This is a genomic window from Nocardia sp. NBC_00881, from assembly GCF_045207455.1.
Classification (GTDB): domain Bacteria; phylum Actinomycetota; class Actinomycetes; order Mycobacteriales; family Mycobacteriaceae; genus Nocardia.
The window spans coordinates 4,114,826-4,136,994 of sequence record NZ_CP108798.1; the positions used below are offsets into that span (position 1 = coordinate 4,114,826).

The 22,169-nt window shown below is 67.6% G+C and carries 19 protein-coding genes, 1 tRNA gene and 1 pseudogene; 8 read left to right on the top strand and 13 right to left on the bottom strand.

From position 1 onward, the window contains the following. Nucleotides 1-34: 34 nt before the first annotated feature. Nucleotides 35-853: a PIG-L family deacetylase gene (locus OH799_RS17130; RefSeq protein ID WP_406281452.1), complete on the bottom strand. Its 819-nt coding sequence runs from the start codon at nt 851-853 to the stop codon at nt 35-37. A gap of 195 nt (nt 854-1,048) precedes the next feature. Continuing rightward, nucleotides 1,049-1,488: pseudogene (locus OH799_RS17135) on the bottom strand (FAD-binding domain-containing protein); the annotation flags it as partial. A gap of 412 nt (nt 1,489-1,900) precedes the next feature. On the opposite strand from OH799_RS17135, the gene OH799_RS17140 reads away from it, so the two are divergent. Beyond that, nucleotides 1,901-2,746 carry a MerR family transcriptional regulator gene (locus OH799_RS17140; protein ID WP_406281455.1) on the top strand — a complete coding sequence of 282 codons (846 nt, stop codon included), beginning with the start codon at nt 1,901-1,903 and terminating at the stop codon, nt 2,744-2,746. Nucleotides 2,747-2,926: 180 nt separating this feature from the next. Here the strand turns inward: OH799_RS17140 and OH799_RS17145 are convergent, their stop codons facing one another. After that, the gene (locus OH799_RS17145; protein ID WP_406281458.1) at nt 2,927-4,276 is read right to left on the bottom strand and encodes a TIGR01777 family oxidoreductase; all 1,350 of its coding nucleotides are present in this window, start codon (nt 4,274-4,276) and stop codon (nt 2,927-2,929) included. A 149-nt stretch (nt 4,277-4,425) separates the two neighbouring features. Here OH799_RS17145 and OH799_RS17150 point away from each other — a divergent pair, with 149 nt between their 5' ends. Further along, complete coding sequence (locus OH799_RS17150) at nt 4,426-5,232, top strand: nuclear transport factor 2 family protein (protein ID WP_406281461.1); 807 nt, start codon at nt 4,426-4,428, stop codon at nt 5,230-5,232. Nucleotides 5,233-5,443: 211 nt separating this feature from the next. Here the strand turns inward: OH799_RS17150 and OH799_RS17155 are convergent, their stop codons facing one another. Further along, nucleotides 5,444-6,250: a VOC family protein gene (locus tag OH799_RS17155; protein ID WP_406281464.1), complete on the bottom strand. Its 807-nt coding sequence runs from the start codon at nt 6,248-6,250 to the stop codon at nt 5,444-5,446. A 570-nt stretch (nt 6,251-6,820) separates the two neighbouring features. Next, nucleotides 6,821-6,894: transfer RNA gene (locus OH799_RS17160), tRNA-Met, on the bottom strand. 536 nt (nt 6,895-7,430) lie between these two features. On the opposite strand from OH799_RS17160, the gene OH799_RS17165 reads away from it, so the two are divergent. Next, complete coding sequence (locus tag OH799_RS17165) at nt 7,431-7,970, top strand: transglycosylase family protein (protein WP_406281467.1); 540 nt, start codon at nt 7,431-7,433, stop codon at nt 7,968-7,970. Nucleotides 7,971-8,072: 102 nt separating this feature from the next. On the opposite strand, the gene OH799_RS17170 is transcribed toward OH799_RS17165, so the two are convergent. Beyond that, entirely contained in the window at nt 8,073-11,072 is a 3,000-nt protein-coding gene (locus OH799_RS17170; RefSeq protein ID WP_406281470.1) for a UPF0182 family protein, read from the bottom strand. A gap of 209 nt (nt 11,073-11,281) precedes the next feature. On the opposite strand from OH799_RS17170, the gene OH799_RS17175 reads away from it, so the two are divergent. Further along, on the top strand, nt 11,282-11,863 hold the full coding sequence (locus OH799_RS17175; RefSeq protein ID WP_406281473.1) for a PPA1309 family protein: 582 nt from the start codon (nt 11,282-11,284) through the stop codon (nt 11,861-11,863). Between the two features lie 3 nt (nt 11,864-11,866). Here the strand turns inward: OH799_RS17175 and OH799_RS17180 are convergent, their stop codons facing one another. Beyond that, a complete protein-coding gene (locus OH799_RS17180) occupies nt 11,867-12,892 on the bottom strand; it encodes a PDZ domain-containing protein (RefSeq protein WP_406281476.1) in 1,026 nt (341 codons plus the stop codon). A 126-nt stretch (nt 12,893-13,018) separates the two neighbouring features. On the opposite strand from OH799_RS17180, the gene OH799_RS17185 reads away from it, so the two are divergent. From OH799_RS17185 to OH799_RS17195, 3 genes are all read left to right on the top strand, one after another. Then, the gene (locus OH799_RS17185) at nt 13,019-14,425 is read left to right on the top strand and encodes a zinc-dependent metalloprotease (RefSeq protein WP_406281479.1); all 1,407 of its coding nucleotides are present in this window, start codon (nt 13,019-13,021) and stop codon (nt 14,423-14,425) included. A gap of 85 nt (nt 14,426-14,510) precedes the next feature. Further along, nucleotides 14,511-15,374 (top strand): hypothetical protein, encoded by an 864-nt coding sequence (locus OH799_RS17190; RefSeq protein ID WP_406281482.1) that lies wholly within the window; start codon nt 14,511-14,513, stop codon nt 15,372-15,374. A gap of 236 nt (nt 15,375-15,610) precedes the next feature. Then, nucleotides 15,611-16,954 carry an ABC1 kinase family protein gene (locus OH799_RS17195; RefSeq protein WP_406281485.1) on the top strand — a complete coding sequence of 448 codons (1,344 nt, stop codon included), beginning with the start codon at nt 15,611-15,613 and terminating at the stop codon, nt 16,952-16,954. A 349-nt stretch (nt 16,955-17,303) separates the two neighbouring features. Here the strand turns inward: OH799_RS17195 and OH799_RS17200 are convergent, their stop codons facing one another. From OH799_RS17200 to OH799_RS17225, 6 genes are all read right to left on the bottom strand, one after another. After that, nucleotides 17,304-17,627, bottom strand: a complete 324-nt coding sequence (locus tag OH799_RS17200) for a WhiB family transcriptional regulator (protein ID WP_406281488.1) — start codon at nt 17,625-17,627, stop codon at nt 17,304-17,306. A 136-nt stretch (nt 17,628-17,763) separates the two neighbouring features. Beyond that, on the bottom strand, nt 17,764-18,102 hold the full coding sequence (locus OH799_RS17205; RefSeq protein ID WP_406281491.1) for a hypothetical protein: 339 nt from the start codon (nt 18,100-18,102) through the stop codon (nt 17,764-17,766). Between the two features lie 113 nt (nt 18,103-18,215). After that, nucleotides 18,216-20,363: an ATP-dependent DNA helicase UvrD2 gene (locus tag OH799_RS17210; RefSeq protein WP_406282192.1), complete on the bottom strand. Its 2,148-nt coding sequence runs from the start codon at nt 20,361-20,363 to the stop codon at nt 18,216-18,218. A 121-nt stretch (nt 20,364-20,484) separates the two neighbouring features. Then, nucleotides 20,485-20,961: a MarR family winged helix-turn-helix transcriptional regulator gene (locus tag OH799_RS17215; RefSeq protein ID WP_406281494.1), complete on the bottom strand. Its 477-nt coding sequence runs from the start codon at nt 20,959-20,961 to the stop codon at nt 20,485-20,487. 9 nt (nt 20,962-20,970) lie between these two features. Beyond that, nucleotides 20,971-21,393 (bottom strand): EVE domain-containing protein, encoded by a 423-nt coding sequence (locus tag OH799_RS17220; RefSeq protein WP_357266710.1) that lies wholly within the window; start codon nt 21,391-21,393, stop codon nt 20,971-20,973. Then, nucleotides 21,390-21,812 (bottom strand): SRPBCC family protein, encoded by a 423-nt coding sequence (locus OH799_RS17225; protein WP_406281499.1) that lies wholly within the window; start codon nt 21,810-21,812, stop codon nt 21,390-21,392. Before OH799_RS17225 ends, OH799_RS17220 begins: the two co-directional genes overlap by 4 nt. A 117-nt stretch (nt 21,813-21,929) precedes the next feature. Here OH799_RS17225 and OH799_RS17230 point away from each other — a divergent pair, with 117 nt between their 5' ends. Continuing rightward, the gene (locus tag OH799_RS17230; RefSeq protein ID WP_357267126.1) at nt 21,930-22,160 is read left to right on the top strand and encodes a mycoredoxin; all 231 of its coding nucleotides are present in this window, start codon (nt 21,930-21,932) and stop codon (nt 22,158-22,160) included. Nucleotides 22,161-22,169 lie beyond the last annotated feature (9 nt).

The window sequence follows — 22,169 nt, forward strand, 5'->3', positions numbered from 1 at the left end:
CCTACTGGAGAACACCGTAGCCGTGTGCCTCTGATCAGGACGCCTTCCCATGAGGGCGGTGCGCGGGCTGGAAGAGGTCATCGAGTGGGCCGCCGGACGTCGGGGCGGCGCCTTCCTCGACGAACCATTCCCAGTGCATCACGCGCCCCAGGATCGGCGTGGGCAGGCGTAGCAGCACGCCAGCGATGGTGGCGAAGCGGCTGGCGCCCTCGATGATCGAACGATGCGCGGCCAGAGCGGCTTTGCGCGGGCAAGCGAATCCGCTGACGTCGACACGGTGGGTGATCTCCGAGCGCGGACTGTACAGCGAGTCGAGTGCCGATAGGTCGTTGCCCAGCGGAACCCGCAACCGCTCGAGCACATGCACGAGGCGCGTGAGGCTTTCGCGGGGCATGGTGGCGTCGAGAACGCGCGACACCCCGGCCAGCTCGGCCGCACGGGCGCCGACCTCGTGCACACGGACGTGGTCGCGATGTCCGTAACCGCCGTTGCGGTCGTAACTCAACAAAACTTCGGCGTTCTCGTTGCGCAGGATTGCCGCCAGACGCTGGGCCGCCTCCTCGATCCCGGCGCGCGCGAATCGCATTCGATCCGGCGGATCGGCGTAGAGCACGGCTCCATGGCCGCTGTCCGCGTAGCCGAGATGCGCCACCCGCGCGACGCCCAGAGCGGCGGCGGCGGCCTCCAATTCCCTCAGCCGCAACGCCTTTCGACCGTGCAGATCGGCCATGTGCCCGTCGGTGGCCACCACGATCGTCGTCCGATACCCGGCGGCCGATAGTTTGGCCAGCGTTCCCCCGGTCAGCAGCGTCTCGTCGTCCGGGTGGGCGTGGAGTGCCACAACGGTCGCCATCGCCCCAGTCTGCCAGGGGCCCCACCACAGGTCCCCCGCCGGACTCGCCGCCCCGACATCCGGCAACCACCGGTCCGCGAAGCCATGGCTACACAGGCAGCGTCGTCGCACACCAACTCGTCGACGCAGGCCACGACGTGGCGACTCTCGACGGACCTGCCCACCGGCTTCGCGTCGAATCTGCCTCAGCCGACGCTACATGCCGACGCAGTCGACGATCGGCGCGGGATAGTCGGCCGGATCGCCGTTCCCCCGCCACGGCCGGTGTACACGGGCGCCGGGCAAATGCGCCAGCTCGGGTATCCACCGCCGCACATACTCACCGTCCGGGTCGTAGCGCTCGGCTTGGCGAATCGGGTTGAGCACCCGGTTCGGCCTGGTGTCGGTCCCGGTTCCCGCGACCCACTGCCAGTTCAGCTGATTGTTCGCCAGATCCGCATCGACCAGCCAGTACAGGAAGTGCTCCGCGCCGACGCGCCAGTCCACCCGCAGCGACTTGGCCAGAAAGCTGGCGGCGATCAGCCGGGCCCGGCCCGGCATCCAGCCCTCCGCGCGCAGCTGGCGGGGGCGTCCACGATCGGGTGCCCGGTGTGGCCGTCGCGCCATGCGTCGACGGCCTGCGGATCGTCGCGCCACCCGCAGGCCTGGCTGGATCGGCAGCGGGTCACTGCTCGCACGCCCGCCAGGTTCCGAGGTATCGGCCCAGGTCCAGACTCGGAACCGGCCCGGGCCCTGCGACCGGGGTCGGTGTGGGCGCCGCGGCAGCCTCGCCTGCGACCAGGGTCGCCGCGGCGAATACGGCGGCGAGGCCCCGCAGGGAGGCGAGCGAACAAGCGCGGTGTTCTGCAACAGGTCACGCGAACTCCTAGAAAACCGGCGACGGACTCCACGGTACCAGATAACGATGCACTATCGATGCAACTGTGGACTGATCTGCGCCTCGATCCGGCTGACGCGACGGCGTAGCCTTACCGCACCGGCCTACCCTCGAGCCACGGCCACCCAGGCGGAGCGGATCCGACTGATCGGGGCGGGCAGAATAGTGCGATGCCCTCCGGTTCCGTCCCCGTGTCAGACACGGCCGGATACACGGTGCGCGTGGTGGCCGAACGCCTCGGCATCCCGACGGCGACCTTGCGCAGCTGGAATCGTCGCTACAACATCGGACCGCCACAGCACCGACCCGGCAAGCACCGCCTGTACACCGAAGCCGACATCGCCATGCTCGAGCGCATGCTGACTCTGATCCGCGCGGGAGCGAGTCCGGCGGGAGCCGCGGCGTCGGTGCGCGGACCGGCTCCCCTGCTCGGGGAGCGCGCGTCGCTGCTGGCCGCGGCCTTCGCACTGGACACCAGGTCGGTGTCGAATCAGTTGGCGGCACACGTCCGCGCCTTCGGCGTGGTGGACACATGGAACCTGTTGTGCCGCCCTGCCTTCGCCGACATCGTCGGCCGTCAACTCGGAGGCGAGCGATGCATCGATGTCGAGCACCTGCTCTCCTGGTGCATTATCTCGGTGCTGCACCGCACCAATCCGCCGCCGGAATTGCCGGGCCCAACGCCAGTGGTACTGGCCTGCACCAGCGGCGAGACGCATTCGCTTCCACTCGAGGTTCTGCGCGCGGCCCTGGCCGAACGCGGCATCGGCGCGCGAATGCTCGGCGCCGACGTGCCCGCAGGCGCGCTCGCCGACACCCTGGCCCGGTTCGATCGTCCCGCCGCGGTGCTGCTGTGGTCGCAGCAGGAATCCACCGCCTTGACCTCCGCGGTGCGCGCCTGCGTCGACGCGGACGCCCGGGTTCTCGTCGGCGGGCCGGGATGGGAGGGGGTCTTCCTTCCTGAGGACGTCGAGCGCATCCAGAGCCTGGTCGACGCCGCCGACCGGCTCGCATGACCGCTGCCGCGATCCGTCGGCGATTTCTCGCTGGACAACATCCGACTGTGGCGTCATTCCCCCGTGGCCCGAGCTACGCCCTCCAGTTGCCGGGTCAGGTACCGGTCCGGCTCATAACGATGCCTGGCTGATGCATCGCAACCTCGACACGGGACGGCAGCAGTCGCGGACCGACTCGGCTCAGTCCGCGGACTTGCCGAGCAAGTGCCGCAGCGCCGCTTCCAATCCGGGTGCGCGGAAGGGGTGACCGACCTGCTCCAACCGTTCGGGAACCGCGCGCTGGCTGGCGCAGGCCAGTTCCCGGTTGCCTTCCCGACCGAGGAGCAGGGCCGGGCCGAATCCTGGCACCGGAAGCAGCGCGGGCCGATGCAGTACTCCGGCCAGGACCTTCGTGTACTCCGCATTGCGGACGGGCTGCGGGGCAACCGCATTGACCGGACCGGACATGCGCCCGTCCCACAGTGCACGGTGGTAGACATCGATCAGGTCATCCAGCCCGATCCACGACAGCCATTGACGACCATCGCCGATGCGTCCCCCCAGCCCAGCGGCGAACAGCGGGCGCAGCAGGTGCAGGGTGCCACCACGCGGGGACTGCACGATCCCGGTGCGCACCCGCACCACCCGGACGCCGGACTCGGCGGCGGGGCGCGATGCGGCTTCCCAGTCGTCGACCAGGTCGGCAAGGAAACCGTCTCCACGCGCGGCATTCTCCGTCAGCGTCTCGTCGCCGCGGTCATAACCGTAGTAACCGATGGCGGAGGCGCTGACGAAGACCGGCACCGCTGCCCGCGCCGCGACCTCGGCAAGCCTGCGAGTCGGCCCGATCCGGCTGTCGGCGACAACGCGTTTGTGTTTCTCGGTGAACCGGCCCGCGATCGACGCGCCGGCCAGGTGTACCACCGCGTCCACGCCGTCCAGCAGGTTCGGCGCGGGATTCTCGGTGTCCCACTGCCTTTCGTCCGCAGCGCGCGGCGGGTGACGAACCAGCCTGAGCACGGTGTGCCCTCCGGTGGTGAGGAACGCCTTCAGCGCCGAGCCGACCAGGCCGGACGCCCCGGTCACCGCGATGGTCTCGGCCTCGAAGCCGGACCGCACCGCCCGCGCGTGCGCCGCCAAGTCGTCGGCGAGCTGACGATGCCGGAAAGCGAGCATGGGCCGCAGCACCGCGGCGGGCGCCGGCGCGTCGACCCGATCCACGACCCGTGTGTGCGTCTCGTCGACGACCTCGAAATCGTGCGTATGCCGCCAAGGCACCAGACCGGCGGGCAGCGAACACAGGCCGTCCACGGTGACTGCGTCGACGAACCGGTGCGGCGGGTCGTACTCGTGGGGATCGTGCCGGGCCACCCAACGCAGCCCACCCGGCAGGCCGAGCACGGCCTGCCCGTCGGACAGCGAGTCCGCTTCGGCGCGTGGCAGTACCGGCTGCCAGGGCGGGGCGAGCCGACTGAGCGCCCCGGGGCGGGCGTGCCAGGCGAACACTTCGGACCGAGGAAGATCGATGACGCTCGAATACTCGATGCCCATGGCTCGACTGTAGTCCGGGAAGCAACCATTGCAACGTTCATGCATCACTTAGGAGGACAACTGCGCTGGGCTCCACCGGAAGACGACATTGAACTAGAACATGTTCTACCATGTGTCGAGCCACCGCCCGCGACAACGGAGGTACTGCCATGCCGCTGGACCCCTCGGCCGCAGCACTGCTGACCGCCGTCGCGGCTTCACCGCGCGCGGTCGCCGCGCACGACAAGTCCGCGTGGGTCGACCTGTTCGCCGCAGACGCCGAGGTCAACGACCCGGTCGGCTCTCGCCCGCACATCGGCCGCCGCGCCATCGAACGGTTCTACGACACCTTCATCGGCCCGAACACCATTGCGTTCCGGGTCGAACGCGACGTGGTGCACCCACCGACGGTGCTGCGCGACCTCACCATAGTGACCACTATGTCGACCGGCGCCACGGTGTACGTCCCGATGCATCTGCGCTACCGCCTCATCGAGGAGGACGGGGTCTGGAGGATCGCCGACCTCGCCGCGCACTGGGAGCCGGCCGCGATGATCTGGCAGCTGCTGCGCACGGGAGCGCCCGGACTCGGCGCCACGCTGAAACTCGGACCGCAGCTGATCGCCAACCAGGGTTTCGGCGGAATGATCGGAATGATGCGGGCGTTCCGCGGCGTCGGTCGCACCGGGAAACGCATGACGACAAGGGTCTTCGCCGCCGCCGCGAGCACGAACCCGCTTCGGGTGCGTGACTTGCTCGGCGACCGCGCCGAGATCGAATTGCCTGCGGGCACACCGGTTTCGGTGGACCAATTCACCAGACGGACGCGGAACATGCGCTGGAGCAAGGTGATCGCCGCCGGTCGCACCGTCACGGCGAGCGTCCGGCTCGGCGACACGCACGGGGTCGCGGTCGCCGATTTCGCTACCGGGACAACCCACATCACCGCCCTCCGCTTCTACCTCGACACGGTGTGAAGGTGTCCACGCGGGCGCGGCTCGCCATGGGCGACGACGCGAGGGTCGCTGCCACCAGGTCGCCGGCCGCCGGGGATCCAGAGCGGGGCCGGCGATGGTCGAGCTGCGCGCCAGCTCGATCCGCTGCACGGACGAGGACGGAACGGCAGCCGGCGCGATTGCCGTGAGTCCAAAGGCGGGGCGGCGGCTCGCACCACCCCGCCGCAGTCTGTCAGGAACCGGTCGGCGGTTCGCCGACAGTGGTCGTCGGATCGATGACGCCGAAGACCTCGCCTTGCGGGCCCTGCACGACGCCCATGCGACCGAACGGACTGTCGTCGGGCCCCATCATGACGGTGGCGCCCAGCTCGCCCGCCTTGGCCAGCGCGCCATCTGTGTTGTCGACCTGGAACCACGCCAGCCAGTACGCCGGGTTGTCGCCCGGCGTCTTGGTCGAATCGTTGATTCCGCCGACGGGATCGCCGTCGGCAGCCAAGCTGAAGGTGGAGTAGACGAAGTTCTGCCCGTCGCCGATCTCGGTGTAGTGCCAGCCGAAGACCTCGGCGTAGAACTCCTGGGCCTGCTTGTAGTCGTCGGTGTGCAGCTCGTTCCAGCAGTAGGCGCCGGGCTCGTTGTAGACGCCCGCCCCGCCGTGGGCCTTGGCTTCCCACACTCCGAAGACCGCACCGGTGGGGTCCGCGGCGACGAACATCCGGCCGACGTCGAGCACGTCGAACTGCGGCATCATCAGGGAACCGCTCGCGGCGGTGACCTTTGCGGCGACCGCGTCGGCGCTGTCGGCGGCGATGTAGGTGGTCCAGACCGAAGGCATCGGCATGCCGTCGGGCTTGGGTCCGATGCCCGCGGCCGGACGGCCGCCCCGCATGGCCATCAGATATCCGCCCGCCTCGGGCGGGCTGTCTTCGATCTCCCAGCCGAAGAGTTCGCCATAGAATTCGCGAGCACGTGTGGTGTCGTCGACCTGGCAGTCAACCCAACACGGCGTTCCCTGCGGCCAGCTTCCGTCATGAGTGGGCATTCCGGTGCCTCCTGACATGGATTGCTGAGGTGTGGCCGGGACAGCCAGCACACAGCTAGTCAACCACCCGCATCCCCTCCGGGTGACCCGAATCGACCGACCGTTCTCGACCGATCACGCAGGACGAATCCCCAGTTCGACAACCATCGGACAGGTCAATGCCCACACGGCCACCGCATAGGAGGACGATCGCTTGGACGACGGCTCCAGTACCTCTGCATAGGTTCCTCGATGCCCACCGGTGGCGTCTGTCGCGTTATGCCACAATCCCTTTCGGAAAAGTCTGGGATCTCATTCCCCACATTCGCTCGGAATCCGAATAACCGCCGACCGGACTGGACACGAATTAGATCGACTGATTCGTATGGGTCAGAGGTATACGGAGCAACTCGGCGATCTCCTGGGCGCCGAGGAGCCGAAGTGGCCGCACGCGCCGGATCCGAATGCCACGTGTGTAATTAAATGGCTCGCCGATCGGCAACTACCCAGGGGTGAGGCGGAGGGTGGAGCAACCGAGAGAGGGGCACGAAGAAGGCCCCCGGAGATGTTCTCCGAGGGCCTTCTCGCTTGTAGCGGGGACAGGATTTGAACCTGCGACCTCTGGGTTATGAGCCCAGCGAGCTACCGAGCTGCTCCACCCCGCGTCGGTGAATACAACATTACACACGGGTTAGCGAGCTCTGCAAATCGCCAGGTCAAGAGGAAATTCACCTGGTTTACCGGCACGAGAAGGCACATAAGTGGGCGTGCGATCGACAGCCAGAGAGGCCCAGATCACAGCGGCGGGGAATGACTCGCGACCCCAACCGTGCGGCGCCTGCACACCTTGGCCATCAGGCGATCGCTTCAAACGTGATGCGTCTCACTATTTCATAGTGATCTCAATCACATAACGATGCGATAACTTACCGCCACAACGGCGTGTTGGTGCCGTTTTCACCTGCAAAAACGTCGATATTCGAGTTATTCGCTTCAGGCAATTCTGGCGTTATCGAGATGTGATCTGCTGAGATTTCTTCGTTACCTTCAGTCCACGGCCCGGATCAACCGTGATGGGCTCGAACTCGAACCGCCGAACACCGGTGACCCTGTCCCGCGGTTCGAGGATCCCCGACGACCTGGGGACAGGGACACGGCATGCCCCATCGCCGTGCCGGCGGGCGCAGGGAGGGAAACCACCATGACTGAGAACCGGAAGTTCAGCACCCGCGCCCTCGGCCTCGCCGCCGTCACCGGCGCTCTTGTTGCCGTCCCGTTCGCACTCTCCACCGCTACGGCCTCCGCCGCACCGGCCCACAACTGGGACGGCGTCGCACAGTGCGAGAGCGGTGGCAACTGGGGAATCAACACCGGAAACGGCTACTACGGCGGTCTGCAGTTCTCCCAGAGCACCTGGGCTGCCAACGGTGGTCGTGGCTCTGCGCACACCGCTAGCAAGGAAGAACAGATCCGCGTCGCGGAGAACGTGCTCGACACACAGGGCGCCGGCGCGTGGCCGGTGTGCGGTCAGTACCTGCGTGCCGGCACCTCCGAGCCCGAGCCCGAGCCCGCGGCCGTGCCGGAGCAGACCCTCGCCACACCTTCCCCGGAGCACGCCGAGTCCGTGGTCGAGCAGGCCAAGTCGGCCGCGGGCGAGCTGGCGAAGCAGTACGGCCTGGAAGGCCCTTACCAGCTGCTCCTGCAGCAGAACAGCGCGATCGTCGACTCGCTCGGCCGCTGACACCAGCTACCCACGAAATGGGGCTGCGATCCCTCCGGATTGCAGCCCCATTTCGTGCACCTGGCTCGCCCGCCGCGCTACCTCACGCGCGGCGTCCCACGCTCAGCGTCCAGCGTCTTGATACGCCTTGACGGCGGCCTCCAGCTCGTCGAGCGCCCTACCGAAGTCCTGGAAGTTTCCGCTGCGCATGGCGTTGCGCACGTTCTCGATCTTCCGATTCAGCTCGGCCGCCGCGGCATCCTTGCCGGAGGCCGATCCCGTCGACGGCGGCGGGGTGACCGCGGGTGGCGGGGTTACGCCGTTGGCGGTCCCGCTGCCTTGATCGACCGGCGGCGGGATCGTGCCGGGTCTCGGCCTGGTACCCGAATCACCGCCGAACGGCGTCGCCAGTGCACCGGCGCCCGGGATCACTTGGTTCAATGCCTCGGCCAGCGTCGAGGCATAGCCCACCTTGACGCTGCCCGCTTCGTCTCGGTAGCTCACCAACACCCGCAACAGCTGTGGGAAGGTCGCGGTGTTCGGACCCGTGTTGCGCTCGTTGTAGAACGGCTCGACGTAGAGGATCCCGCCGTCGGCGACCGGCAGGGTCAGTAGGTTGCCGTATTTGATCTTGTTCGAGTTGGACAGCAGCGTCTTCTCGCGCGAGACCTCCGGCGCCGTCGTCATTCGGTTCTGCGTCTGCTGTGGGCCCAATGTCTGGGTATCGGTGGGCAATCGCAGGATGGTGAACTTGCCGTACCCGTCCGGATCCGACCGTACCGAGATGTAGGCCGACAGGAACTGCCGGTTGTAGCCGACCATGGCGCTGGTCAAGTTGAACGTCGGCTTGTTCGTCTGCGGGTCGCCGAGCAGCACGTAGTACGGCGGCTGGTTCGCGGTCGTCCCGCCTTCGGTGGTCGGGTCGGCAGGCACCGACCAGAACGCGTTGTTGGTGAAGAATTCGCGTGGATCGTCCACGTGATACTTGGTCAGCATCTCGCGCTGGACCTTGAACAGGTCCTCCGGGTAGCGGAAGTGCGCCCGCAGGTCCGGCGAGATTTCGCTCTCCGGCTTCACCGCGCCGGGGAACACTCCGCGCCACGCCTTCAACACCGGATCCGAGGAGTCTGTCTCGTACAGCGTGACGGTGCCGTCGTAAGCGTCGACCGTGGCCTTGACCGAGTTCCGGATGTAGCTGACCGACTTGCGCGGCAGCAGCCTGCCGGTCTTCTTGTCGATACTGTCCTCGACCGCACCTTCCAGCGAGGTCGTCTGCGCGTACGGGTAGTTGTCCAGGGTGGTGTAGGCGTCGACGATCCAGACGATGCGGCCGCCGACGACAGCCGGATAGGCGTTGCCGTCAGTGGTCAGCCACGGCGCGACCTTCTGCACCCGCTCACGCGGACTGCGGTTGTAGATGATCTTGGAGTCGTCGGCGATGGCCGAAGAGAACAGGATGTTGCGTTCGGCGTACTTGGCCGCGAAGGCGAGGCGGTTGAACCAGTTGCCGATCGGCACACCGCCCTTGCCGGTGTAGGTGTACTGCGCGGTGTCGGAGTCGTACTCGCGCGGACGCTGGCTGTCCATCGCGCCGACGATCGCGTAGTCCGGGTTGGACTGTGAGATCAGCTCGCCGAAGTAGACGCGCGGCTGGTCCACCTTGATCCGCTGCTTGTCCGACGGCGTGAACAGGTCGCTGACCATGAAGATCGGGTAGCCACTGTCGCTGCTGCCTCCGGTCGCGTTGGGGTCCTCGGATTGCGGCTTGTTGACTCGATTGGCGGGGGCGGCGACGAAGCCGTTGCCATGGGTGTAGACGGTGTGCTTGTTGATCCAGTCGGTCTGGTTGCCGCTCAGCGCGGCGGGCGACAGCTCACGCGCGGCGACGATGTAGTCCTGCACGTCGCCGTCGAGGTTGTAGCGGTCGATGTCCAGCGACTCGGGGAAGCCGTAGAAATTCTTCAGCTGACGCAGCTGAGTGAAAGTGGGCGAGAGGATGTTCGGGTCGAGCAGCCGGGCGTTGCCGATGGTCGCGGCGTCCACCGGAACGGTGAGCGGGCTTTTCTTACTCTCGCCCAAGTAGTCCTTGTAGTCGATCCTGTCGTCGGTGATGCCGAACGCCTGCCTGGTCGCGGCGATATTGCGTTCGATGTAGTCGCTCTCCTTGTCGGCGGCGTTGGGGCGGACCGAGAACTGTTCGACCACCAGCGGCCACACCGCGCCGACCAAGATCGAGGACAGCACAAGCAGCGCGGCAGCCATCGCGGGCACGCGAAGATCGCGCAACACTATGCCGGCGAAGAACGCGATCGCGCAGATGACGGCGATGGACAACAGGATGAGCTTGGCGGGAAGCACCGCATTGATGTCGGTGAAGGAACCGCCGGTGAAGGTGGGCTCCTTGCGGCTGCTGGACAGCAGCTCATACCGGTCGAACCAGTACGCGATCGCCTTGAGCAGCACGAAAAGCCCGGCAAGAACCGCCAATTGGATGCGCGCGGGCCGAGTGAGCGTGCCCTCGCGCCCGCTCAGCCGCAGGCCGCCGAAGACGTAGTGGGTGACCAGGCTGGCGAAGAACGCGATGACCACCGCGACGAACAACCAGTTCAGCACCATCCGATAGAACGGAAGGTCGAAGGCGTAGAAGCCGACATCCAGATGGAACTGGGGGTCCTTCTCGCCGAACGAGCCTCCGTTCAGGAACAACTGCACCGTCACCCAATTCGACTGCGCCACCAGACCGGACAGCAGGCCGAGCAGCACGGGAATGCCGACGCCGAACAGCCGCAGCCTGCTCATCACGGTGGTGCGGTAACGCGCGATCGGATCGTTCGGGCCCGCCACCGGCACGAAAACCGGCCTGGACCGGTAGGCGAGCAGCAACGCCAACCAGACGACGAGACCGACGAAGATCGCCACGACGAGGAAGAGCAGGATTCGGGTCCGCAGCACGGTGAGATACACGTTGCGGAAGCCGACCTCGCCGAACCACAACCAGTTCGTATAGGTGTCCGTCAGTCGCGGACCGAGTAGCAGCAACGCCGCAAGGACGATGGCCGCCACCAGCAGCACACGGCTGCGTCGGGACAGCGAAGGTAAGCCGGTGGGGGGCCGCATGCCCACGATGCCACTCTCCAAGGTCAGACGGCACTCGCACCGATACGCCCGGCCGATGCGCCGCAGTCCGATGTTGCGGGTGGTCCTTCCGGACCGTCCCGGCCCACTCTACGGAAATCGGACACGGCGTAGCTGCCAGGGTTGCCTTGTCGCTCGTGACGACCGATCACCCGGGTTCGTGATCGTCCGGAACGCCGGTTTGGTTGGATGTTTCCGTGACCGCAGACCTGCACGCCGAACTCGTCCTCGCCCGTTCCGTCCGGGAGGTGGCGGACTTCGTCGACGCCGAGGGTTGGGGTCGGCCGCCGCAGATGTTCGCGCTGGTGCCCACCGCCGATCTGGTAGCTGCCCAGCCCGAGCTGATAGATCAGCTCGACGCCGGGGACGAACTCACTCCCGTTGCCCAGGAGGCGTTCCCGGACGATGTGACCGGCGGGTCGATGGCGCTGGACGAATTCCTGGCCACCACGAGCTGGCCCCCCGCCGTTCGGGGCTGTGTTCTGGTCCAGGAGATCGTGGTGCTGCCGCCTGACGCCGAATCCACGCTGGACGACGCGTTCGCTCCGCTGCTCGCCGACCACGAGGCAGCCGACGCGGCCGCCCGGGCCGCCGCCGAGGCACATCCTGAGCGCAGGGAGGCGCGGTTGTTCGCTGCGGCGCTGCGTGAAGGGACCTCGCTGTGCCTGCTGCAGCTGCGCCCCGAGGACGACGCCGACGACTTCGGCGACCTCGACCTGCGCACCTACCCCAACCTGGCGCCGAACCTCATCGAGGCGCTGCACCACACGCTGGAGTGAGCCTCACCGGCAGCTGACGGTGTCCTTGCCCGCGGTGATCTCGTTGAGCGATTGTACTGCGCCGGTGAGGCTCTCGACCTTTACCAGCCGCAGACCATCCGGTGTCCGCTGCGCGGCCTCATTGCAGTTGGCGGCGGGAACGAGGAAGGTCTCCGCGCCCGCCTCACGCGCGGCCATCATCTTGTACTGGATGCCGCCGATCGGACCGACCTTGCCGTCCCCATCGATGGTCCCGGTGCCTGCCACGAACTTACCGCCGTCCAGCGGGCCGGGAGTGAGCTTGTCGATCAACGCGAGGCTGAACATCAGGCCGGCCGAAGGCCCGCCGATGTCCGCGAGGTTGAAGGCGACCCGCATGGGCGGGCGCGCGCCTTCGCCCGGCGTCACGCCGAGGTAGCCCTTGGTCGCATCGTCGGGGCGGGCGCCGAGGGTGAGCGTCGCGGTCTGCTCGGCGTTGTCCCGCCGGTACACCACGGTCAATGAGCTACCGGGCCCCTGCGACGACACCGCGGTGACGACGTCCTTGGGCACGGTCACGGGCGCGCCGTTGACGCTGACCAGCTCGTCGCCGGCGCGCAACACCCCATTGGCCGGGCCGTCGTCGGAGACCTTGCGCAACAGCACCACGGTCGGCAGGTTCAGGTAGTGCAGCGCCGCGACCTCGGCATTGCCCTCGGAGTCCTTGAACTCCTGCTGGTTGGATTTGTCGATCTCGTCACGCGACACACCGGGCGGGTAGACCTCCGCGCGCGGCACCAGACCGTGTTTGCCGCTGGCCCAGAAGCCGAACGCCTCGAAGATACTCAGCCTGTCGCGCACCGCCACCGTGGTCATGTTGAGATGCCCGGTGGTCGGATCCACCTGCGCACCCTTGACGTCCACGACCTCCTTGCCATCCACCTCGCCGAGAGTGTTGAAAGTGGGACCGGGGCCGAGTGCGACGAACGGCACAGTGAGCACGCTGCCGACGACACCCAGCACGAGCACCGGGATCAGGGCGGCCACAAGAGTGAGGATCCGACGATTCACCTGGACCACAGTAGTGATCATCGCCGTCGCGGGCGGCGGAGGCGGCCATTTCGCCGTCGCGCGCGTCCTCCGGTTTCGCGCCGCGCGAACGTCGGAACGCCGTGCTTCACGCGTAACGTAAGGGGTATGAGTGACCTCCCCTTCGGATTCTCGAACCGCGACGACGATGATCGCAAGCGCGGCGACGAGCCGAGCGGTCCGGGTCCGAACGATCCGCTCGGCTTCGGGATCGGTGGTTCCGGCGCGAGCGGGTTCGACCCTGCACAGCTCGGACAGATGCTGACCTCGCTGGGACAGATGCTCAGCGGCATGGGGCAGCCGAGCTCGGGACAGGCCGGGCCGGTGAACTACGACGTCGCCAAGCGACTGGCCCGCCAACAGCTCGGCTCGACCGTCGCGCCGGTGTCGACTAGCACCACGAGCGCGGTGACCGACGCCGCGCACCTGGCCGAACTGTGGCTGGACGGCGCGACCACCCTGCCGGCGGGCGCCACCAGGACGGTCGCGTGGACCGCCAACGACTGGATCGAGCAGACCCTGTCGACCTGGCAGCGGCTGTGCGACCCGGTGGCCGAACAGATCTCCGGGATGTGGACAGCGTCGCTGCCCGAGGAGGCCAGGGAGTTCGCCGCGCCGATGGTCGGCATGCTCGGTCAGATGGGCGGTCTTGCCTTCGGCTCGCAGCTCGGTCAGGCGCTCGGCCAGCTTGCCAAGGAGGTGCTGACCTCCACCGACATCGGCCTCCCGCTGGGCCCCACCGGCACCGCGGCGCTGCTGCCCGCGGCGATCTCGGAGTTCAGTAATGGCCTCGAACAGCCGGAGAGCGAGATCCTGGTGTTCCTCGCCGCGCGTGAAGCGGCCCATCAGCGACTGTTCGCGCATGTGCCGTGGCTCCGCCCGCAGGTGCTCGGCGCGGTCGAGGACTACGCGCGCGGCATCCGCATGGACTTCTCCGCGCTGGAGCAGGCCGCGCAGGGCATCGACCCGATGGCGCTGGCCGATCCCTCGAAGCTCGAGGAGATCCTGGCGCAGGGCACGTTCGAACCGCAGAACACGCCGGAGCAGAAGCAGGCGCTCGAGCGCCTGGAGACGCTACTCGCGCTGATCGAGGGCTGGGTGCAGGTCGTGGTGACCGACGCCGTTGGCGATCGGCTGCCCGGCGCGGGCGCGCTGGCCGAGACGCTGCGCCGGCGCCGCGCCACCGGCGGCCCGGCCGAGCAGACCTTCGTGACCCTGGTCGGCCTGGAATTGCGTCCGCGCAAACTACGCGAGGCGGCGGCGCTGTGGCGCAGGCTCACCACAGACGCGGGCATGACCGCGCGTGACGGCGTGTGGGCGCACCCCGATCTGCTGCCGGATACGAACGACTTGGACTCACCCGCCGGCTTCATCGACTCGGTGATCGGCGGCGGGACCACGACGTTCGACGATCCGCTCGCGCAACTCGCCGAGACCGAGGCGCGCGAGCGGGCCGAGCGCGAGCAGCGGGACAGCGGCCCCGATCTGGGCAAGGACGGCGGCGCGTCCGCCTGAGGCGCCCTGTTGATAACCGAAAACCTGTGGATAACCTCGGGTTTTAGAGCGAGTCGCACAGTACGTGGTTTGCATACTTCTCACCATGACAACGATGTGTCGCGGTCCGAGGTTGCTGCCGAGGGTGACCGTCCTGACCCGCCCCTCCGGCGTCGTCCAGCTCGGATGGGACCCGGAGACCGCCCTGGTGCTCGGGCCCGAGGACATGGACGCCGAGACCGTGCTCGCGTTCCTGCGGCTGCTGGACGGCCTGCGGACCCAGCCGCAGATCATCTGGCGCGCCGGGGAATGCGGTATCGATCCCGAGCGTGCCGTGGCGCTGCTCACTGTGATCGACCAGGCCGGGCTACTCGACCACCCCGAGGACCGGGCCGGGCGGGTCCGGGCGGTGCGTGTGCACGGGCTCGGCCCGTTGTCGGACGCGGTCTCGGCCGGACTGCGCACCCTCGGAGTACGCCCGACCCGCTCGCGCGACCATTCGCCCGACGCGGCGGCGGTGCGCACGTGGCGGTCCGACCTCGTGGTACTCGCCGACGCGCTGATGCCCGACCCGAGGCTGGTCAATGACCTTGTGCTGCATCGGATTCCGCATCTACAACTGCGCATCCGGGATGGTTTCGGTTTGATCGGCCCGTTCGTGCTGCCCGGCGAAACCAGCTGCCTGCGCTGCCTGGACCTGACCCGCTGCGACTACGATCCCGAGTGGCCGCACCTGGCCGCCCAGCTCCTCGGGCGGGTCGGACACGCCTCGCCGGCCGGGATCGCGGCCACCGCGGCGCTTGCGCTCGGCGAACTCGAGGCGATCCTGGCGTGCTCGGCGCGTCGGGCACCCGAGACCCTGGACACCACGCTCGAATTGGATCTTGATTCGCATCTGGTCGAGCGACGGCGATGGGCACCGCATGCCTCCTGCGGATGCCGCGCGTTTTCCGCTGGGGCGAACGCCTGATGCCGAGTCTGCCCAAGCGAACCTCCCGCCGGCCAACTGCGCGCGGCGAGCGCGGCCGGCGATGACCATTCCCGCAGTGATGCCGGGGAGCCCGATCACGATGACGGCGGTTGCGCCGATTCGCCCGCCACCCCCCAGAGTGGGTGTGCTCAGGTTTCCGCTTGTCTCACCGCTGAAAGTAGCAGTGATCAAGATTGCCATGGCAAATCCACGGGTCCGTCCGCCATGATGGGTACGTGTCTGAGATCGTGCGCCGTCCCGCCTCCCGGAATGCCAAACTAGCCAAGATTCCGCTGGGCATCGCCGGGCGGGCCGCCGTGGGCTTCGGCAAGAAGCTCGCCGGAGGCGACAAGTCCGCGATCAACGCCCAACTCAACCAGAAGGCCGCCCAGCAGTTGTTCACCATATTGGGTGAACTCAAGGGCGGCGCGATGAAGTTCGGGCAGGCGCTCAGCGTGATGGAGGCCGCGGTCCCGGAGGAGTTCGGCGAGCACTACCGTGAGGCGCTCACCAAGCTGCAGGCCGCCGCGCCGCCGATGCCCGCCGCGACCGTCCACCGCGTGCTCGACCAGCAGCTCGGCACCCAGTGGCGGCGGCGCTTCCGTGAATTCGACGACACTCCAGCCGCGTCGGCCAGCATCGGCCAAGTGCACAGAGCGGTGTGGTCGGACGGGCGAACAGTCGCGGTGAAAGTCCAGTACCCGGGCGCGGACGAGGCGCTGCGCGCAGATCTCAAGACGCTGTCTCGGATGACCGGTCTGATCGGGTCGGTGATCCCGGGCTCGGATGTGAAGCCGATCCTCGCCGAGATCACCGAGCGCACCGAGGAGGAGCTGGACTACCGCAACGAGGCGGCCAACCAGCGCGCCTTCGCCAAGGGTTTCGATGGGCACGGCGAGATCGTGGTGCCGAAGGTGGTGGCAAGCGCTCCGAAGGTGATCGTCACCGAATGGTTGGACGGCACCGCTGTTTCCGCGATCATCGCGCAGGGGGCCGAGGATCCGGTGAGCACCCGCGCGCTGCGCAATCGAGTCGCAGGTCTGATGTGCCGGTTCCACTTCTCCGCCCCGGAGATCGTCGAACTGCTGCACGTCGACCCTCACCCAGGCAACTTTATGATGCTGCCCGACGGCAAGCTCGCCGTAATCGACTTCGGGGCATGTGCGCCGATGCCCGGCGGCTTACCACCGGTGCTCGGCCGGATGCTGGCCCTGGCGGTCGAGGAGCGCTTCGCCGAACTCACCGAGCTGATGTACGACCACGGCTGGGTAATTCCCGGCCGGAACGTCACCCATCAGGAGATCGCCGACTATTTGCGGCCGTTCACCGACCCGATCCAGACCGACTCGTTCCACTTCACCCGCAAGTGGATGCAGCGGGTGGCGGGCAGGGCCTCCGACCTCTCCAGCCCCGAGATGAAAACCGCACGGGCACTCCAGCTTCCAGCCGAGTTCGTGATGATCTTCCGGGTACTCAGCGGTTCCGTCGGAATCCTGGCCCAACTGGACGCCGAGCTGCCGTTCATGCAACTCGTGCGCACCTGGATGCCGGGATTCCGTGAGGAACGCACCGCCTCCTGAGGGTTGAACGCAGACGAGCCGCTCACCGGGCACCGGTGAGCGGCTGGTCTGCTTTCTCGTTCGTTGGCTCGGCCCGGGTCGGGACCGACCGAATCGAGCACATCGACCGGAGGGAGGGAAGTCACTTCCCAGCTCATGCTGTGTCCATCACGGCATGAGCGGGGCCCTACGTGATTACGCCAGCTGCCGCCTCCGGGCCTGACGCTCACGCTGTGTCCATCACGGCATGAGCGGGGCCCTACGTGATTACGCCAGCTGCCGCCTCCGGGCCTGACGCTCACGCTGTGTCCATCACGGCATGAGCGGGGCCCTACGTGGTTACGCCAGCTGCCGCCTCCGGGCCTGACGCTCACGCCGGGATCGCGACCTTGCGTGGACGGCCACGCGGGCGCTTGCGGGCGATCACGACCCCCTGGTCGAAGATCTCACCGCCCCAAACACCCCACGGCTCACGCCGATCCATGGCCGCGCTCAGGCAGCCCTTGCGGATCGGGCAGGTCGCGCACAGCGCCTTGGCCTGCTCCAACTGGACCGGGCTCTCGGCGAACCAGAGATCCGGATCTCCAGCGCGGCAAGGCAGGACCTTGGTGACCTCTCGGGCCCGAGTAGTCGACGCCACGGCTCGGCATGTCACGTCAGTAGCGGCCTGCGGCCAACCCTGTGCGGTGAACACGTCGTTCTCCTTCAACTCGTTTGCAGCGGTTCGTTTCGTTGTGTCGCGAAACCGGTGCCGGTGGCTGAAGGGCCGAAAAATATTGGCCACGGTTTCGCTTCATGCGATCCGTGGCCAGGAGGTCGGGAGGAGGTCCCTACCTAAGTCGACATCTGCGTCGAGTCCTGATCACGGTCGCTGGGTGTGCGGTGCGGAGGCGTGCTGCCCGCGGATCCGCCGGCTCGAGTCCGGCTTCATCCGTGACGGCGCCGACTGCTGCCTGAGCAACTGCCGGGTGCCAACCCACGCTGGGCTTGTCCTGGATGAGGGTGCGGATAGGCGCATGCATGGAGGCAGAATTCACCTGCGTCCCAAAGGCGCCGAACGCACTGATGCAGGACAGACCGATCCCCTGCAAGGCGAGGATCCCCCGGGAGGCCGCCATGGGCGCATTGACCGCAAAGCCATAGGCGTTGAAGTTCACGATGTTGTCCATTGCTCTGCCTCCCTCCTGTACTCGTGGTGTTTCGGTAACGGTGCGCGCCGAGATGACCTCCCAGTGCGTGACTCCCACCATATGCAAGTTCGCCTACGGCGACAACCTATTTTCTACCTGCGGTTTTGTGATCTAGATCGGAGCCGGGACGCGACGATCGCGAGAACCTCGGCGCCGTACTGGTCGAGCTTCTTCGCACCGATGCCCGGAATCGCGGCCAGCGCGGCGTCATCGGCGGGTAGTTGTTCGGCGATCGCGGTGAGCGTGGTGTCGGTGAATACCACGAATTCCCGCACCCGCAACGCTTCCGCCTTCTCCGCGCGCCACTCCTGAAGTGCGACAAGCAGTTCCGCGTCCAGCTCCGCCGGGCAGCGGCGGCAGCGGCCGAGCATGGTCGCGTAGGTGCCGATCAGCGGCTTGGCACACACTCGGCAGGTCGGGCGGATACCGTTCGACGTGGTGACCGGCGCCGCGACGCGTGAGGCGGGCGAGTTGTCGGGGACGAGGCCGTTGAGGAACCGCGAGCGCCGCCGGGTGCGCCTGCCACCCTCGTTCCTCGCCAGCGCCCAGGACAGCCGCAGCTGCTCACGCGCCCTGGTAACGCCGACATAAAGCAGGCGCCGCTCCTCCTCCAGCGCGGCCTCGTCGGCGACCGACCCGTCGTCGGCGAGGACGTGCCCGATCGGCAGGGTGCCGTCGGACAGGCCGACGAGGAACACCGCGTCCCACTCCAAGCCTTTGGCGGCGTGTAACGAAGCCAGCGTGACCCCCTGCACCGTCGGTGCGTGCCTGGCCTCTGCTCGGGCGGCGAGTTCGCGCAACAGCCCGGTCAGATCGAGCCGGTCGTCGTGGCCGACCAACTCCTCGGTCAGGCGCACCAGAGCAACCAGCGAGGACCAACGTTCCCGCGCCTGAGCGCCCACAGGCTCGGTGGCGGTCAGGCCGAGCGGGGCCAGTACCGCACGGACCAGCGAGACCAGGGCGGTGCCGCTGCGCGCCTGGTCGGGCAGATCGTCACGGGCGGTGGCCTGCCGCAACGCCTGCACAGCCTGCCTGACTTCGGCCCGCGCGAAGAAACCCTCGCCGCCGCGCACCTGGTACGGGATGCCGCGTTCGGTGAGCGCCTGCTCGTAGCCCTCCGACTGGGCGTTGATGCGATACAGCACGGCGATTTCCGCGGCGGGCGTACCGCCGTCGATCAACCGCTCGATCGCCTTCGCCACCGCGGCGGCCTCGGCGGGACCGTCGTCGTACTCGGCGAACGTCGGCTCCGGTCCGTCGGCCCGCCGGCCGATCAGCTGCAGCCTGGTGCCCGCGATGCGGCCGCGCGCCACTCCGATCACGCGGTTGGCCAGCGACACCACCTGCGGAGTCGAGCGATAGTCGCGTTCCAAGCGGACCACGGTGGCTTCGGGGAAGCGGCGGGAGAAGTCGAGCAGATAGCTGGGGGTGGCGCCGGTGAACGAATAGATCGTCTGGTTGGCATCGCCGACCACGGTGAGATCGTCGCGGTCACCCAGCCAAGCGTCGAGCACTCGCTGCTGAAGCGGCGTAACGTCCTGGTACTCGTCGACCACGAAACTGCGGTAGCGGCCGCGGAATTCGTCGGCAACAGCCGGATAGTCCTCCAGCGCGGCGGCGGTGTGTAGCAGCAGATCATCGAAATCGAGCAGTAGCCCGTCCGGCGTCGCCTTGAGCTTCTCGTAGCCCGCGTAGACGTCGGCCACTCGCATCGCGTCGTACGGAGTTTCACGGCGGTGCTTGGCGACCGCGGCCGCGTAGTCCTCCGGCGCGATGAGCGAGGCCTTCGCCCATTCGATTTCGCTCAGCAGGTCACGGACGCTGTCGGTGCCGCTGGATAGACCAGCCCGGTTCGCCGCCTGCGCGACGATCGGGAACTTGCCGTCGATGAGCCGCCATGGCACGTCTCCGACGATCTGCGGCCAGAAGTATTTGAGCTGCCGCAGCGCGGCCGCGTGGAAGGTCCGCGCCTGCACCTGAGTCGCGTCGCCACCAAGACCGAGCGCGCGCAGGCGACCGCGCAACTCCCCCGCCGCGCGCGCGGTGAAGGTCACCGCGAGCACCTGGTCGGCCTTGACATGCCCTTCCGACACCAGATAGGCGATGCGGTGGGTGATGGTCCTGGTCTTGCCCGTGCCCGCGCCCGCGAGCACGCACACCGGACCGCGCGGCGCTCGCGCGGCGGCGGCCTGCTCGGGATCGAGGTCGGCGAGGTCGAGTGCGGGCACGCGGTCCATCATGACAGCGCCCACCGACACACGCCGTGGCGAGCGGCGTCATCGCGGACATCGGCCGGCTCACCACTGCGGTATTCTCCCTACGCCGGACCGAGGCCTTGTGCACTCGCTCAGCGTGGTCGGGTCAGTGCACGCCGCGGTCGCGCAGCAACCGCAGGGCATCGGAGAATGCGTCACCGTTCGAGCCGAGCGGTCCGAAGAATTCCTGGTCGCAGGATTCGACTGCGACTATCGCCCGATTCACCAGCACCGCACCGGCTTGGGTGGGAACGAGCGCTTTCGCCCGGCGATCGCCCGGATGGTCGCGGCGCTCGAGCAGACCCTTCTGTTCGAGCGTGCGCAGTACCTGGGAGGTCATCATCGGGTCGGTGGCGGCGTGCTCGGCCAGGTCACGCTGTCGCACCGGATCGTCGCGCCGGTCCGCGAGGTAGGTCAGCGAGGCGAGGAGCACGAACTGCACGTGCGTCAGGTCGAACGGGGCCAGCGCCGCCCGCTGTGCGGCCTGCCACCGGTTGGTCACCTGCCACAGCAATAGGCCAGGACTCTCGTCGGCCTCGCGAAATCTGGTGCGCAGTCCGGCATCCAGTGCTCCCTCGTGCATCGGCCTCCCTCACTCGTCCCGCATTGCCCGCGCGATCAGCGCGTAGTCGTGCGCGCTGAGTTCTACCAAGCCACGGCGCAGCACCACGCCCCAGTTCGGCACGCTGGTGAGGTCCAGATCCGCGCGCAGCGCCTCGATCGGGATTTCCCGTGCCCCGGCGCGATAGCTGACCGACCGGCGCCACGGCTGGAAGCAGCCGTCGTCCTGCGGGTCGGCCTGCCAAACCGGCCGGTCGTCGATGGTGCCGATCGCGGTGAACGAGCGCACCGGCGCACCTGCCCGCATGCCTTCGCGCGGCGAGTAATAGACCAGGCCGTCGCCGGGCCGCATCCGCTCCACCGCCGAGCGTTTGCCGTGGTTGGCCTGCGCGATGCCGAGCCGCACACCGCGCAGGACGTGTTCGCGGGACACGACACCCAACCAGTACCTCACGCCTTCATCCCCTCGACGACGGAGACCAGTGCGTCGAGGTCGGGCTGCACGGACCTTGCCAGATCGGCGCCGAGGATTTTCTTCCACAGCGAGCGCAGCGGCCCGTCGATCGAAACCCGCACCGTCACCACGGTGCGGCCGGCTGTGACGCCGACCTCGTGGGCGAAGGTCAGTCGTGCACCGAACAGTTTCGAGACGTCGACGAACTCCGAATCGGTGAGGCGCTCGATGACGAACTCGACCTTCGGGCCGCCTTTCGGCTTCAATGTCCCGGTCGAGCCCTCGGCGAACGGGCCGCTCGAGCGCACCCACTCGATGTCGGTATTCCATTCCGGCCAGGTGGCCACATCGGCCCAGCGTGCGAAGAATGCGGCGGGCGGTGCGGTGGAGGTGGTGCGCGCGGTGGCGATGATCGTCATCACTTTAGTATGTGCGCTTACTAAAATTGGCGCAAGCGGAGAGGAAGTTCGAGTTGGAACAGTGAGCGGTCGTCCAACGTTGCATGGTTCGTGACTGACGCGAACCATGACCTGACGATGTACTCGACCACCTGGTGCGGCTACTGCCGCAGGCTGAAGAAGCAGCTGGACGAGGCCGGAATCAGCTATGTCGAAATCGATATCGAGCAAGATCCGGCGTCGGCCGAGTTCGTCGGCAGCGTCAACGGCGGCAACCACGTGGTGCCGACGGTGAAGTTCGCCGACGGTTCCACCGCGACGAACCCGTCGCTGGCGGCCGTCAAGCAGACGCTCGCCACGCTGTCCTGACCATTCCGC